The organism is Govania unica, from assembly GCF_027920805.1.
Classification (GTDB): domain Bacteria; phylum Pseudomonadota; class Alphaproteobacteria; order Sphingomonadales; family Govanellaceae; genus Govanella; species Govanella unica.
Window position 1 is genome coordinate 284,353 of sequence record NZ_JANWOI010000004.1, and the last position, 14,219, is coordinate 298,571.

16 protein-coding genes are annotated in these 14,219 nt (G+C 60.5%); 13 read left to right on the plus strand and 3 right to left on the minus strand.

From position 1 onward, the window contains the following. Positions 1-23: 23 nt before the first annotated feature. Entirely contained in the window at positions 24-374 is a 351-nt protein-coding gene (locus NYP16_RS12080) for a DUF6614 family protein (RefSeq protein ID WP_274944406.1), read from the minus strand. Positions 375-472: 98 nt separating this feature from the next. On the opposite strand from NYP16_RS12080, the gene NYP16_RS12085 reads away from it, so the two are divergent. The 3 genes from NYP16_RS12085 to NYP16_RS12095 are packed head-to-tail and all read left to right on the plus strand — an operon-like array spanning position 473 to position 2,060. After that, the gene (locus NYP16_RS12085; RefSeq protein WP_274944407.1) at positions 473-1,084 is read left to right on the plus strand and encodes an RNA polymerase sigma factor; all 612 of its coding nucleotides are present in this window, start codon (positions 473-475) and stop codon (positions 1,082-1,084) included. Continuing rightward, positions 1,081-1,533 carry a hypothetical protein gene (locus NYP16_RS12090; protein ID WP_274944408.1) on the plus strand — a complete coding sequence of 151 codons (453 nt, stop codon included), beginning with the start codon at positions 1,081-1,083 and terminating at the stop codon, positions 1,531-1,533. The genes NYP16_RS12085 and NYP16_RS12090 overlap by 4 nt, the downstream gene beginning before the upstream one ends. Next, positions 1,530-2,060: a periplasmic heavy metal sensor gene (locus tag NYP16_RS12095; protein ID WP_274944409.1), complete on the plus strand. Its 531-nt coding sequence runs from the start codon at positions 1,530-1,532 to the stop codon at positions 2,058-2,060. The genes NYP16_RS12090 and NYP16_RS12095 overlap by 4 nt, the downstream gene beginning before the upstream one ends. 349 nt (positions 2,061-2,409) lie before the next feature. On the opposite strand, the gene NYP16_RS12100 is transcribed toward NYP16_RS12095, so the two are convergent. Further along, positions 2,410-3,306 carry a D-amino-acid transaminase gene (locus NYP16_RS12100; RefSeq protein WP_274944410.1) on the minus strand — a complete coding sequence of 299 codons (897 nt, stop codon included), beginning with the start codon at positions 3,304-3,306 and terminating at the stop codon, positions 2,410-2,412. Between the two features lie 204 nt (positions 3,307-3,510). Between NYP16_RS12100 and NYP16_RS12105 the strand changes: the two genes are divergently transcribed. The 10 genes from NYP16_RS12105 (at position 3,511) to arfB (ending at position 13,136) form a co-directional block, all read left to right on the plus strand. After that, positions 3,511-4,821, plus strand: a complete 1,311-nt coding sequence (locus NYP16_RS12105) for a hypothetical protein (protein ID WP_274944411.1) — start codon at positions 3,511-3,513, stop codon at positions 4,819-4,821. Between the two features lie 30 nt (positions 4,822-4,851). Further along, positions 4,852-5,721: a UTP--glucose-1-phosphate uridylyltransferase GalU gene (galU, locus tag NYP16_RS12110; RefSeq protein ID WP_274944412.1), complete on the plus strand. Its 870-nt coding sequence runs from the start codon at positions 4,852-4,854 to the stop codon at positions 5,719-5,721. 21 nt (positions 5,722-5,742) lie between these two features. Next, positions 5,743-7,050, plus strand: coding sequence for a UDP-glucose dehydrogenase family protein (locus tag NYP16_RS12115; protein WP_274944413.1), 1,308 nt, complete (start codon positions 5,743-5,745; stop codon positions 7,048-7,050). 141 nt (positions 7,051-7,191) lie between these two features. Next, a complete protein-coding gene (pseB, locus tag NYP16_RS12120) occupies positions 7,192-8,193 on the plus strand; it encodes a UDP-N-acetylglucosamine 4,6-dehydratase (inverting) (protein WP_274944414.1) in 1,002 nt (333 codons plus the stop codon). 15 nt (positions 8,194-8,208) lie between these two features. Continuing rightward, complete coding sequence (gene pseC / locus NYP16_RS12125; protein WP_274944415.1) at positions 8,209-9,339, plus strand: UDP-4-amino-4,6-dideoxy-N-acetyl-beta-L-altrosamine transaminase; 1,131 nt, start codon at positions 8,209-8,211, stop codon at positions 9,337-9,339. Next, positions 9,336-10,019 carry a pseudaminic acid cytidylyltransferase gene (pseF, locus tag NYP16_RS12130; RefSeq protein WP_274944416.1) on the plus strand — a complete coding sequence of 228 codons (684 nt, stop codon included), beginning with the start codon at positions 9,336-9,338 and terminating at the stop codon, positions 10,017-10,019. Before pseC ends, pseF begins: the two co-directional genes overlap by 4 nt. Continuing rightward, the gene (gene pseG / locus NYP16_RS12135) at positions 10,016-11,089 is read left to right on the plus strand and encodes a UDP-2,4-diacetamido-2,4,6-trideoxy-beta-L-altropyranose hydrolase (RefSeq protein ID WP_274944417.1); all 1,074 of its coding nucleotides are present in this window, start codon (positions 10,016-10,018) and stop codon (positions 11,087-11,089) included. Before pseF ends, pseG begins: the two co-directional genes overlap by 4 nt. After that, positions 11,086-11,655 (plus strand): UDP-4-amino-4,6-dideoxy-N-acetyl-beta-L-altrosamine N-acetyltransferase, encoded by a 570-nt coding sequence (gene pseH / locus NYP16_RS12140; protein ID WP_274944418.1) that lies wholly within the window; start codon positions 11,086-11,088, stop codon positions 11,653-11,655. The genes pseG and pseH overlap by 4 nt, the downstream gene beginning before the upstream one ends. Next, on the plus strand, positions 11,652-12,704 hold the full coding sequence (pseI, locus tag NYP16_RS12145) for a pseudaminic acid synthase (RefSeq protein WP_274944419.1): 1,053 nt from the start codon (positions 11,652-11,654) through the stop codon (positions 12,702-12,704). The genes pseH and pseI overlap by 4 nt, the downstream gene beginning before the upstream one ends. 9 nt (positions 12,705-12,713) lie before the next feature. Beyond that, positions 12,714-13,136 (plus strand): alternative ribosome rescue aminoacyl-tRNA hydrolase ArfB, encoded by a 423-nt coding sequence (arfB, locus tag NYP16_RS12150; protein ID WP_274944420.1) that lies wholly within the window; start codon positions 12,714-12,716, stop codon positions 13,134-13,136. A 177-nt stretch (positions 13,137-13,313) separates the two neighbouring features. Here arfB and NYP16_RS12155 read toward each other — a convergent pair whose 3' ends face one another. After that, on the minus strand, positions 13,314-14,150 hold the full coding sequence (locus tag NYP16_RS12155; protein WP_274944421.1) for an ROK family protein: 837 nt from the start codon (positions 14,148-14,150) through the stop codon (positions 13,314-13,316). Positions 14,151-14,219 lie beyond the last annotated feature (69 nt).

The following is a 14,219-nucleotide window of genomic DNA, read 5'->3' on the forward strand; positions in this document are numbered from 1 at the left end:
CGCAATGACGGGTGGGGTGGGAGTTAGAATTTTTCCTGTCCGCGTATACGAAAGTCGTCGGGGAAGTCTCGATAGAGGGCGAAGGTTGCGGTCTTCACCCGGGCGTTGACGGCGTGATGGATGGTTTCTACCGGGTCCTCGCGGGTAGCGGCGGCACCGAAGGCGCGGTCGAGCTGGGCCAGATTTTCAATTTCGATCATGATATGAAACTCCCCCAACCCTGCGGGGGCGAGGCCGAGCTTGCGGCGCATGAGCCGGAAGCCGGCGATGAGCTGCGCCTCCTTCATATGGCCAAGAAATCGGCTTATGGCCTCGGCGAAGTCGGTATCGCTTTCGCCATCCTTGAGATCGCACCAGACATGATAGAGATCCATCAAAATTCCTCCCTGTGACCGCGCAGGATTTTGCATCCGTGGATCGTATATTGTCCAGACGGTTAAAGAACGCCACACTCTGACAACACGGGAGACCAATGGCAGGACGGTTGGCGGTAGTGATCAAGGACGAGGTGACCGCAGAGGCAGCGGAGATCGAGAGTGACGAGGCGTTGATCGCCGCCGTCGCGATCGGTGACCGGCAGGCCTTTGCCAGTTTGGTCGATCGTCACAGTGATCGCGCCTTTGGTTTTGCCGTGAGGATCGTGCGGGTGGCGGCGGAAGCCGAGGATGCGGTGCAGGAAGCCTTTCTCAAGGTCTGGACCGAGGCCGGGCGTTATAAGGCGGATCGCGGGCGCTTTGCTCCCTGGTTTTACCGCGTGCTTTATAACCATTGCGTCGACCGGCTGCGCCGCAAGACGCCGGTGCCTTACGAGGATCTGTCGGATCACCCCTCGACGGACCCGGATCCGGAGATGATGGCGGCGACGGCCATGCGCCAGCGCAAGGTGAGTGCGGCCTTGGACCAATTACCGGAACGTCAGCGCACGGCGGTGTTGCTGTGTTATTTCCAGGGCCTGTCGAACCGCGAGGCGGCGGAGGTGATGGAGGTCGGGGTCAAGGGACTTGAAGCCTTGCTGGTGCGGGCGCGGCGACAGTTGGCGGAGACATTGAAGGGGTTTGAAGGGGGCGAGGACGGAAGGCTGTGACGGTGATGAAACTGGAAGATTTTGAGGCCATGCTGGCCTGCCATGGTGCGGATGCCCGTGACTGGCCGCTCGATAACCGAATGGCGGCGGAGGCTCTGTTGCGCTCGTCGCCCGAGGCGCGCGCGCTGCTTGCGGAGGCGCGGGCCGTGGACCGGTTGTTGTCCGAGATCCCGGACCCTCAAGCCCCGGCGCGGTTGAAGGGCGATATTCTGGCCCGGGTGAACGCTGAGATCATAGCGCGGGCTGCATCTGCTCCGGCGCGGCGGGTTGGTTTCATGCGGCGCTTCTGGCCACAGATGATCGGTTTTGCGGCGGCGTCGCTTCTTGGGGTCATGGTCGGGGCCAAGACGGTAGCCCCGCTGCCGGACGATATGGCCGATGCGAGCGCCTATGTGCTTGGTTATGACGGGGCGGCGATCAGCCTGTCGATGAATGAGGATCAGCAATGAGCCCGGATATAAGGACCGAACAATTGCCCAAAAAGTCGAGCGCCCTCAAATGGCCGCTGGTGGCGTCGCTGGCCGTCAATTTGTTTCTGGGTGGAATTTTGATCGGTCACGTCTATTCCGAGGGGCTCAGTCATTTTTTCAAACAGTCGCGACCGACACCCTATATGACGCAGGACCTGTCGCCGGACGCACGGGCGGTCGCCAAAACCGTGTTCGCGGCCCATGCGCCGCGCGTTCATGAATTATGGAAAGAGTTGCGCGAGGAACGCAAGATTTTGCAGAACCGCTTCAGCGCCGAGGATTTCGATGAAGCTGAAGCACAAAAGGCTTTGGCAGAAATGGGGCGTCTGGACAGCCTGATACAGGCAGAATTCCATAAGGCGACGCTGGAAATCGCCCGTCAATTGCCGCCCGAGGAACGCCGCAAGCTCAATCTGCGCTGGAAACGTGAACAGCGCGAACATCATCCGGGCAAAGGCTCCTGCGGAAAGGATGAACCGCCCGCACGGCCGGGCGGGGGAGCCTGAGGGGAGGCTGGATCCTGTCGCTGCGCTCAGGATGACGATGTTAGATAATGAACTGTCATTGCCGGGCTTGACCCGGCAACCCATCTGGCCGCCGCCCATTTGGTTGAAGCATGGATGACCGGGTCAAGCCCGGTCATGACAGCTTTTTTGGATAGCCGGTGATACAGTTTTCCGTATAACCGCGATATGAACCGTTCGTGCTGAGGAAGCCCCGTTAGGGGCTGTCTCGAAGCACGTGCCCCGGGACCTCGCCCTTCGAGACGCCCTGACGGGCTCCTCAGGGCGAACGGTGCTTAATTAATGGATCAGTAGTGAACTGTCATGCTCGGGCTTGACAGTTCAGGCCCTCTCAGGCCGGGATGTTGGGCAGGTGGGTGCGGGTTACGCCGGTTTCGGCCATGACTTTTTTCCAATAGGCGCGGATCAGGTCCTGGGCGGCTAGACCGGGTTCTCCGTTGCCGACGGGATGGCCGTCGATCTGGACCACCGGAAGGGCGAAGGCCGTTGAGCTGGTAATGAAGGCTTCGCGCGCGTCCTTGGCCTCGGCGACGGTGAAGGAGCGTTCTTCGAGTTTCAGGCCAAGGTCGCGGATGACCTCAAGCAGCATGAGCCGGGTAATGCCGGGCAGGATGTCCGGGCCGAGGGCACGGGTGACGATGACCCCGTCCCTGGTGACGATCCAGGCATTGGTGGAACTGCCTTCGGTGACATGGCCGTTGCCGTCGACAAGCCAGGCTTCAAAGGCGCCGGCCTCGCGGGCCTGCTGCTTGGCGAGGATGTTTGGCAATAGCGCGATGGATTTGATGTCGCGCCGGGCCCAGCGCTGATCGGTCTGGGTGATGACCGCGATCCCGCTGGAGGCACGGTCGATGATCTTGCCAAAATCCATGGCTTTCGCGGTCATGACCAGCGCCGGACGGGTGCCCTCGGCCGGGAACGGATGGTCGCGGCGGGCGACGCCACGGGTCACCTGAATATACAACAGCCCGTTGCGGATGCGGTTCTTCGTCACCATCTGGCGCATGATCACCCGGAACGGTCCGCGCGCCATCGGCGTGGCAATGCGCAATTCCCTGAGCGAGCGGGCCAGGCGGTCGAGATGGGGGTCTTCGTCCAGAAGCCTGCCGTTCAGGATGGCGCAGACTTCATACACGCCGTCGGCGAATTGATAGCCGCGGTCTTCTACATGAACCACAGCCTGATCATGGGGGACATATTGGCCGTTTACATAGGCGATGCGTGACAAGGCCGGCTCCTTGAGGAACGGGTGATGGGATTATTTATCGCTAACCGAAATGCCGGTGCGGTGCAAGAGGCGGTCAAAGTCCTGCCATAAGTCTTTGAGATAATTTTAAGTGTTTCAGGCTAACGTCGCGCAGCTTACTGTAGGCGGATGGTCCAGACCCATGCCAGACGCCATAACTGAGCTTTCTTTTGGAGACTTCGCGACTTGTATCAGCAGATCATTGCCAATCCGATTCCGAACCTGCCGCAGGAAGTGACCCGGCTCAATGAAGCGCTTGAGGCGATCCGTGCGGGCTATCACGCAGGCAATGAACCGCTGTTGAGTCTGCCATCGGCGCGCGACGATCTGACCGCGATCCGCACCCTGGCCGACCATTTGCGGGAAAATTTCAGTGATGTGGTGATTTTGGGCACCGGCGGATCGAGCCTCGGTGCACAGGCTCTGACCGCCCTGAAAGGCTTGCAACTGTCACGCGACGAGGCGGTGACCCGGCTGCATTTCCCCGATAATCTCGGTTCCCACAGCATGGAGACCTTTCTGCGCGACCTCAATCTGCGGCGCACCCATTTTGTGGTGATCTCCAAATCCGGCGGCACGGCTGAGACGCTGGCGCAATTCATCGCCTGTTTCTCGGCCATGCGGCTGCGGCTGACGCGGCGCGATCTGCCGCAACATTTCACTCTGATCGTCGAGCCCGGGGACAATCCGCTGCGCCGCTTTGCCAAGCGCTGGAAACTGACGGTCCATGATCATGATCCGAAACTTGGCGGGCGCTATTCAGTGTTTTCGCTGGTCGGGATGCTGCCCGCCATGATCGCCGACCTTGACGCCGTGGCCGTGCGTGAGGGCGCCGAGCATGTGTTGTTGCAGGCAGTCAACGCCCGCAGAAGCCATGAGGTGCCGGCAGCGGTCGGCGCCGGGTTGATTTATGCCCTCAAAGCCACCCGCGACATCAATATCAATGTGCTGATGCCCTATGACGGGCGGCTTGAGCGGTTTGCCGCCTGGTACCAGCAGCTTTGGGCCGAAAGCGTTGGCAAGAACGGGCGCGGCACAACCCCGGTGCGGGCGCTCGGTCCGGTCGATCAGCACAGCCAGCTGCAATTGTTTCTAGACGGCCCGGCCGACAAGTTTTTCACCATCATCACCACCGACCAAAGCGGCGAAGGCCCGGTGATCGACAGTGCACTGGCCGATGATCCGGATCTTGGCTATCTCGCCGGGCGCACCATTGGCGATCTCGTGACCGCCGAGGGGCTTGCGACCATCGCCGCCCTGAAGGCGCGTGGCTGCCCCATCCGTCACATCCAGTTGAAACAGATCAACGAGCGCACGCTTGGGGCGCTGATGATGCATTTCATGCTGGAAACGGTGATCGGGGCGCATCTTTTCGAGGTCAACGCCTATGATCAGCCTGCCGTGGAGCTTGGCAAGCAGCTCACGCGGGAGTATTTGAAGGCAGGCCGTGGCCCACTCGCCATCGACAGTGATGCCGCTGTCAAAGTTGTTCATTAACCTTCCGAGATGTTCCTGAGAGATCAAGTCATGAAGCCCGTTAAGAAAGCAATTCTCCCGGTGGCGGGGCTCGGCACTCGCTTTTTGCCGGCGACCAAAGCCATGCCCAAGGAAATGCTGACGGTGGTCGACAAGCCGCTTATTCAATATGCGGTGGAGGAAGCGCGGGCGGCTGGAATCGAGGATATCATTTTCGTCACCGGGCGCGGCAAGTCGGCGCTTGAGGATCATTTCGACCATTCCTACGAGCTTGAAAGCATTCTGGCGGCGCGCGGCAAGACCGACGTGCTTGAGGATCTCTATTCGCTTCTGCCTGAGGAAGGACGCATCAGTTATACCCGTCAGCAAGTGCCGCTTGGGCTTGGGCATGCGGTCTGGTGTGCGCGTAATCTGGTGGGGGATGAGCCGTTCGCGGTGATCCTCGCCGACGATCTGGTGCATGCGCCGGTACCCTGCCTTGGTCAGATGGTCGAAGCTTATCATGAGGTTGGCGGCAATATCGTGGCGGTGATGGATGTGCCGCGTGATCAGACCAATCGCTATGGCATCCTGTCGCCGGGGGCTGAACGCGGGCGGCTTGTGGAGGTCAAGGGGCTGGTGGAAAAACCGGCGCCGGAGGTTGCGCCGTCGACGCTATCGGTCATTGGCCGTTATATCCTGCAACCGGAAGTGTTTGGCCATCTGTCGGACCGGCAGAAAGGGGCCGGTGGGGAGATCCAGTTGACGGATTCGCTTGCGCGGCTCATCGGGCAGCAGCCGTTTCATGGCTTCCGTTTTGATGGCGTGCGCTATGACTGTGGCGACAAGGTCGGCTTTCTGACCGCCAATATCGCCCTTGCGCTTGATCGTCCGGACTTGCGTGCGGGCGTTCAGGACTATATCAGCACACTGAAGTTTTAATCGATAAAGGGGGCTTGGCCCGTGAGAGTCACTGTTGTTGGAACCGGCTATGTGGGCCTCGTGTCGGGCGCCTGTTTTTCCGAATTCGGTCATGATGTGATCTGCGTCGATAAGGACGCGGGCAAGATCGAGCGGCTGAAAAAAGGGGGAATCCCCATTTACGAGCCCGGTCTTGAAGATCTTGTGGCGCGTAATGTGGATGCCGGACGGCTGACCTTCACCACGCATCTGGCCGATGCCGTGAAGGGCGCGGACGCGGTCTTTATTGCTGTTGGCACCCCAAGCCGCCGCGGCGATGGTCATGCGGATCTGAGCTATGTCTATGCCGCCGCCGAAGAAATTGGTGATAGCCTGCAGGATTATGCGGTCATCGTGACCAAATCCACGGTGCCGGTCGGGACCACGGCGGAGATTGAGCGCCGGATTCGCGAGAAGCACCCGGCCAAGGAATTCGATCTGGCTTCGAACCCCGAATTTCTCCGTGAAGGGGCGGCGATCGAGGATTTCATGCGTCCGAACCGCGTTGTGGTCGGGACCTTGGTGGAACGCGCCCAGACGGTTATGCGGCGGCTCTACCGGCCGCTTTTCCTCAATGAAACGCCGGTGTTGTTCGTGAAGCCCGAGACGTCGGAGCTGATCAAATATGCCTCGAACGCCTTCCTGGCCACCAAGATCAGCTTCATCAACGAGATTGCCGATCTTTGCGAAGTGGTTGGGGCGGACGTGCAGGACGTGGCCAAGGGCATGGGGCTCGACAAGCGTATTGGCGGTAAATTCCTTCATGCCGGACCGGGCTATGGTGGCAGTTGCTTCCCGAAAGACACGCTCGCGCTGTTGCGGACGGGGGAGCAGTATGACATCCCGCTCCGCATCGTGGACGCGGTGGTGTCGGTCAATGACACCCGCAAGGCGCGCATGACCGACAAGGTGATCGCGGCCTGTGGCGGCTCGGTTGCGGGTAAGAAAATCGCCGTGCTCGGGCTTACCTTCAAGCCGAACACCGATGATATGCGCGACAGCCCGAGCCTGGTGATCATCCCGGCGCTTGAGGCCGCAGGGGCCACGGTTAGCGCCTTTGATCCTGAAGGTATGCATGAAGCGCACAAGCTCATGCCCGGAACGACCTATTGCGATGACGCCTTCACGGCCATGGATGGGGCCGATGCGCTGGTCATCATCACCGAATGGAACCAGTTCCGCGCCTTCGATCTTGGCCGGGTCAAATCCCTGATGCGCACCCCGGTGCTGGTCGATCTGCGCAATATCTATGGCCGCGCCCATGCTGAAGAGGCCGGGTTCACCTATGTCGGGATCGGCAAGGGGGCGTAAAAAGCGGAAGCAAGGCCGGATCGTAGCGGAAAGCCGACTATTTCGAATTTCTTAAGCGATCCGGACATTTTTATTTAATCTTTGGAAACTTTTATCCCTGTATCTTGGATCATCTATGGTTAATGCAGGGGTATCCGGGGCATGTTCGACGACAAGTCTATTCTGATCACGGGGGGCACGGGCTCCTTCGGGCGGAAATATGTCAAGACGCTGCTTGACCGTTATAAGCCCCGGCGGCTTATCATTTATTCCCGCGACGAGCTGAAGCAGTTCGAGATGCAACAGGAATTCAATGCCGCGCCCATGCGCTATTTCATTGGCGACGTGCGCGATGGCGCGCGGCTGATGCAGGCTATGAACGGTGTTGATTATGTGATTCACGCGGCGGCGCTGAAACAGGTGCCCGCGGCTGAATACAACCCCATGGAATGTATCAAGACCAATGTTCACGGGGCGGAAAATGTCATTCAGGCGGCCATTCATAACAATGTGAGCCGGGTTATCGCGCTGTCGACCGACAAGGCGGCGAACCCGATCAATCTTTATGGCGCGACCAAGCTTTGTTCCGACAAGCTGTTTGTGGCCGCGAACAATATGGTGGGGTCTGCGCCGACACGGTTTTCGGTGGTGCGCTATGGCAATGTGGTCGGATCGCGCGGATCGGTGGTGCCGTTTTTCCAGAAACTGGTGCGTGAGCGGGCGGCCCATCTGCCGATCACCCATGACGAGATGACGCGGTTCTGGATCACCTTGCAACAGGGTGTCGATTTCGTGCTGCAGAATTTCGGCCGCATGTATGGCGGGGAAATTTTCGTGCCGAAAATTCCGTCGATCCGCATCACCGATCTCGCGGAATCGCTTGCGCCCGGCTACCCTACGCGGGTGGTGGGCATTCGCCCCGGCGAGAAACTGCATGAAATCATGTGTCCGGCCGATGACAGCCATCTGACGTTGGAATTTGACGATCATTTTGTTATCCGGCCGACGATCAAATTCACTGGCGCCGATGTGGATTATGGACTGAACGCGCTTGGCGAAAGCGGCGGACCGGTGGATCAGGGTTTTGAATATAATTCCGGCAATAATCCCTGGTTCCTCACGGTGCCGCAACTGGCGACGTTCAATGACATGGCCGAGGCCTGAAACGGACCTGACATCATGATCCCTTATGCGCGGCAGGATATTTCAGATGCAGACATGGCTGCGGTTGTCCAGGTGCTGCAATCGGATTTTCTTGCGCAGGGGCCGCAGATTCCGCTGTTTGAACAGGCGGTGGCGGGGCGCGTCGGGGTGGCCCATGCCCTTGCCGTCAACAGCGCGACCTCGGCTTTGCATATCGCCTGCCTTGCGCTTGGGGTCGGGCCCGGGGATGTGGTCTGGACCACGCCGATCACCTTTGTTGCCTCAGCCAATTGCGCACTTTATTGCGGCGCCGATGTGGATTTTGTCGACATCGATCCGCGCACATTGAACATGAGCATTGCGGCGCTTGAGCAGAAGCTTGCCACGGCGGAGCGCTTGCCGAAGGTTGTGATCCCGGTGCATTTCACCGGCGAGCCCTGCGACATGGCGGCCATTGGCGCGCTGGCCAAGCGCTATGGCTTTGCCGTGATCGAAGATGCCGCCCATGCCATTGGTGCCTTGGCCGATGGCGTTCCGGTTGGGGCCTGCACGCATTCCGATGTGACGATTTTCAGCTTTCATCCAGTCAAGATCATCACCACCGGCGAAGGTGGCATGGCGCTGACCAATCGCGCCGACCTTGCTGACCGTATGGCCTTGTTGCGCTCTCACGGTATCACCCGGGAGCCGTCGCGGATGAGTGGGCCATCGGATGGGGGCTGGTATTATCAGCAGGTTGATCTCGGGCTCAATTACCGCATGACCGAGCTTGAGGCGGCGCTTGGGGTTTCCCAGCTTGGGCGCATGGATGATTTTATTGACCGCCGTCACGCACTGGCCGATCGTTATGACGATCTGCTGGCCGATTTCGATGTGGTGACGCCGTTTCGCGATCCGGGTCACAGACCGGCACTGCATCTTTATGTGTTGCGGGTGAAAAATCGCGCGGCGGTGTTTGATCGCATGCGGGATCGCGGCATCGGCGTCAATGTGCATTATATTCCGGTGCATACGCAGCCTTACTATCAGGCGCGCGGGTTTGCTCAGGGCGATTTCCCGCAGGCGGAAAATTATTATGCCGAGGCTTTGAGCCTGCCCATGTATCCGCTGCTCAGCGATGCCGATCAGGATCGGGTGGTCGCGGCCTTGGGTGAGTGTCTGGCATGAAGATTGCCATCATTCCCGCGCGCGGTGGATCAAAACGTATTCCGGGAAAGAACGTCAAGATTTTTGCCGGACGTCCGGTCATCGCCTATTCCATCGCGGCGGCGCATGCGACGGGACTGTTCGATCATGTGATTGTGTCCACCGATGATGAGGAGATCGCGGCGATCGCGCGCGATCATGGGGCCGAGGTGCCGTTCATCCGCCCGCCCGAATTGTCCGGCGACCATATGGGTACGACTCCGGTGACGCAGCATGCCATCCGCTGGTTTCAAACTGCCGGGGCAGATGTGTCCTATAGCTGCACGCTTTATGCGACCGCGCCTTTTATCCGCGCGGCGGATGTTGTGGCGGCGTTTGAGATATTGGAAAGCAGCGGGGCGAGTTACAGTTTTCCGGTGACATCTTTTCCGTTTCCCATTCAGCGGGCGGTGCGGCTTGATGACGGTGGGCGCGTGGCGATGTTCCATCCCGAACATCGCCTGACGCGCTCGCAGGATCTGGAGCCGGCCTATCACGATGCGGGGCAATTTTACTGGGGCCGTGCGGCGGCTTATCTTGCCGATGAGCCGGTGATCGGGGCGGGGGCCGTGCCTCTGGTCATTCCGCGTTGGCGTGTGCAGGATATCGATACGCCCGAGGATTGGCGACGGGCCGAACTGATGTATGAGGCGCTCAAATGAAGGTGGCCATCCGTGCCGATGCGGGACTGCATATGGGCGCGGGGCACCTGATGCGCTGTCTGACGCTTGCCGAAGCCCTGCGCGCCGAGGGGGCGACGGTCCGGTTTTTCTGCCGGGAGCATAAGGGACAGCGCCATGATCTGTTGCGCGGGCGTGGGTTCGATGTGGTTAGTGTCGGGGCCGGTGTCGATGAATTGCCGCAAGGGGGCGATGAGTTGTTGCCGCCCCATGCAAACTGGCTCGGGGGATCCTGGACCGAGGATGTGGCGGCGCTTGAGTCCGGCAATGATCTGCTGATCGTCGATCATTATGCCCTCGATGCGAAATTTGAACGGGCCATGCGGGAAAAGGTGCGGCGCGTGATGGTCATCGATGATTTATGTGACCGTGATCATGATGCGGACCTGTTGCTCGATCAGGGGTTGGGGCGAACGGCTGCGGCCTATCGGGGCCGGGTGGCTGTGGATTGTTCGGTGCTGGTGGGGACGCACTATGCCTTGTTGCGGCCGGAATTCCTGGCGGCGCGGCAGACGGCCTTGGAGCGGCGCATGTCGGTCACGGGGATCGAGCATCTGTTGGTCACCATGGGTGGCATGGATATGGGCAATCTCACAGGTCGCGTGCTGGCGGGGCTCGACGGGGCGTCGTTGCGCAAACTTACGGTGGTCATGGGCAGCACCGCGCCGCATCTTGAGAAGGTGCGGGAAACAGTGGCTGGCTTTGCCTGTGCCACAGAGTTTCTGGTCGATTGCGAAGAGATGGCGGAGGTGATGACAGAGGCCGACGCGGCCATCGGTGCGGTCGGGGCGACGTCCTGGGAGCGTTGCTGTCTCGGTCTGCCGACGCTTGGAATTGTCGCCGCCGACAATCAGCGGGAGGCGGCAGAAAATCTGGCTGCAGCGGGGGCGATTGTCGGGCCGGTGGACGCGCGGGAGATGACGGCGGCGCTTGCGGGGTTCCTCGCCATGCCGCAGGGGCGCTATCAGGCGTTGTCGACGGCGGCGGCGAATGTTTGCGACGGCGCGGGTGTTGAGCGCGTCATGACGGAAATCCGGGAGCTGTTCCGATGATCAAGTTTCGGGAACAGGATTTTCGGCTGCGGCCCTTGCGGGAAACGGATCTTGATCTGGTGCGCGGCTGGCGCAACGCTGATCGCGTACGGCTCAATATGTATCGCACCCATATCATTGGCGAGGCCGAACATCGAAGCTGGTTCGCACGGCTTGATGGCAGTGTGAGCGATCGGGCGTTTGTGTTTGAAATGCAGGATAGGCCCGTGGGCTTTGTCTCCTTCACGCAGATCAGCGCCGAACATCGGCGGGCGTTCTGGGCGTTTTATCTGGGTGATGCCGAGCTGCCGCGCGGCACGGGCGCGGTGATGGAATGTCTTGCGCTCGATCATGGGTTTCTCACCTTGGGATTGCATAAACTTTCCTGCGAGGTGATCGCCTTCAATGCCGCCGTGATCAAGATGCACAAGCGGTTTGGTTTTGCCGAAGAAGGCATTTTTCGCGACGAGATTTTGCGCGATGGCCAGTATCATGATGTCCATCGGCTGGCGCTGATGGCGGATGACTGGCGCGCCGGGCGGATGCAGCATCGCGCCGCTTTGTTTCAGGAGACTGTGCAGGTATGAGCCCCGAAATCAGTATTGCCGGACGCCGGATCGGGCTCGCGCATGCGCCTTATGTGATTGCGGAACTGTCGGCCAATCATAATGGCTCGCTCGACCGCGCCTGCGCCATTATCGATGCGGCAAAGGCGGCCGGAGCGGATGCCGTCAAATTGCAGACCTACCGCGCCGACACCATCACCATAAACAGCGATCGTCCGGAATTTCGCATTCATGGCGGGCTGTGGGATGGGCAGACGCTCTATCAGCTTTATGAAGAGGCGCATCTGCCGTGGGCGTGGCACAAACCCCTGTTCGATCATGCGCGCGGGCGTGGCATCACGATGTTCAGTTCGCCGTTTGACCGTACGGCTGTCGATCTCCTCGAAGATCTGAATGCGCCCGCTTACAAGATCGCGTCGTTCGAGGCAGTGGACCTGCCGCTTATTCGCTATGCGGCGTCGACGGGAAAGCCTTTGATCATTTCGACCGGCATGGCCAATGCCGAGGAAATCGAGGAGGCCATCGCGGCGGCGCGGGACGGCGGTTGCCGGGAGCTGGCCATTTTGCATTGCGTGAGCGGCTATCCGGCGCCGGCTGCGGATTATAATCTTGCGACCATCCCGGACATGATGGCGCGGTTCGGCACGGTGGTGGGTTTGTCGGACCATACGCTGGATAACGTGACGGCGGTGACGAGCGTTGTGCTTGGGGCGCGCATCATCGAAAAGCATTTCACGCTCGATCGCAAAGGCGGCGGGGCGGACGACAGTTTTTCGCTTGAGCCTGCGGATCTCGCCGCGCTGTGCCGGGATGCAGGGACAGCGTTTGCCGCCTTCGGGCACATCAATTATGAGCGCACGGAAAGTGAGAAAGGCAATCTGGCCTTTCGCCGGTCGCTTTATGTGGTGAAGGACATGGCGGCGGGGGAGCCCTTCACGGCCGACAACATCAGGTCGATCCGGCCGGGGCATGGACTGCCGCCGAAACGCTTTGACGCCCTGCTTGGCAAAGCGGCGCGGATTGCGATAGTAGGCGGCGTGCCCTTGACGGAGGACATGATCGGGGACTAAGGATCGGGTATGATCCGCGTCACCAACAGCATCTCTCTCGACGATCGGGAGCTTGAGGAAACCTTCATCCGCGCCTCGGGCCCCGGCGGGCAGAATGTCAACAAGCTCTCGACTGCCGTGCAGCTGCGCTTTGACGTGCGCAATTCGCCCAATCTCCGCGATGATGTGCGGGAACGGCTGCAGGGGCTGGCTGGGCGGCGTCTGACGCTGGATGGGGTGCTGATCATCACCGCGGACCGCTTCCGCACTCAGGATCGCAACCGGGAAGACGCACGGGAACGCTTGTTCGCCCTCATTCGCGAGGCGGCGGTTCGGCCCAAGGCCCGGCGTCCCACCAGGCCCACCAAGGGATCAAAGGAACGCCGCCTGAAGGCCAAGACGGTGCGCGCGGGGGTCAAGTCGCTGCGTGGCAAGAAGCCGGGGCTGGAGTGACGGGTTTTACCGTTATCTTCGCGTATGAGGCAAAGAAGGCTGGATCCCCGCATACGCGAGGATGACAGCAAGGCGGCTAATCCCACAACCAGGTCGCTAAATTGCTCCATGGCAAGACGCCGGGCTCAAGTGATGGGTTTTACCGTCATCCTCGCGTATGCGGGGATCCAGCCTTACTCACGGCATTTCATCCCACAGCCAGGCCGCGCCGCAGACGCCGCTTGAATCGCCATGGATGTTGCGGCGGATGGGCGTTGTCACGCTGTCTGAGAAGACATAGGGGGCAAGCCGAGCGGGCAGCTTGCTGTAGGTTTCCTCCATATTCGACAGGCCGCCGCCGAGCACGATCACATCCGGGTCGAGGATGTCGATGACCACGGCGAGTGAACGGGCGAGGCGGTCAAGCCAGAGATCGAAGGCGTCCGCATGGTGAGTTTGCTCGCGGGCGAAAGCGGGGCCGGATAGCCAGCTTTCGACGCAGCCCTTGCGGCCGCAATAACACTCCGGGCCGGGACGTTCATCGTCGCGCGGCCAGGGCAGCGGCATATGGCCCCATTCGCCGCCGATGGCGTTATGGCCGATATGGAGATGGCCGTTCGTGACGATACCGCCGCCGACTCCGGTGCCGAGGATCACGCCGAACACCACGGATGCGCCCGCGCCTGCGCCGTCCCTCGCCTCGGACAGGGCAAAGCAGTTCGCGTCATTGGCGAGCCGGACCGGGCGATTGAGGGTCTGGGCGAGATCTTTTTCGAGCGGCCTGCCGTTTAAAAACACCGAATTGCAATTGCGCATGAGTCCGCTCACCCGCGATGGCGCGCCCGGGGTGCCGATGCCGACGGGCACATCGGGATGGTCGGGGGCGATGTCGGCCACAAGATCACGAATGGCGACAAGCGTTGCGTCATAGGTGGCCGGCGTGGCCATGCGCCGCCGGGTCAGAATAGTTCCATCCCGGTCGAGGGTGATGCCTTCGATCTTGGTGCCGCCGAGGTCGATGCCGATGCGGATCATGCTGTGGTCCTTTCGCCGAAGAGCATAAGGTTTTTGCCACAAAAGAAACGGGCGACCCGCAGGCCGCCC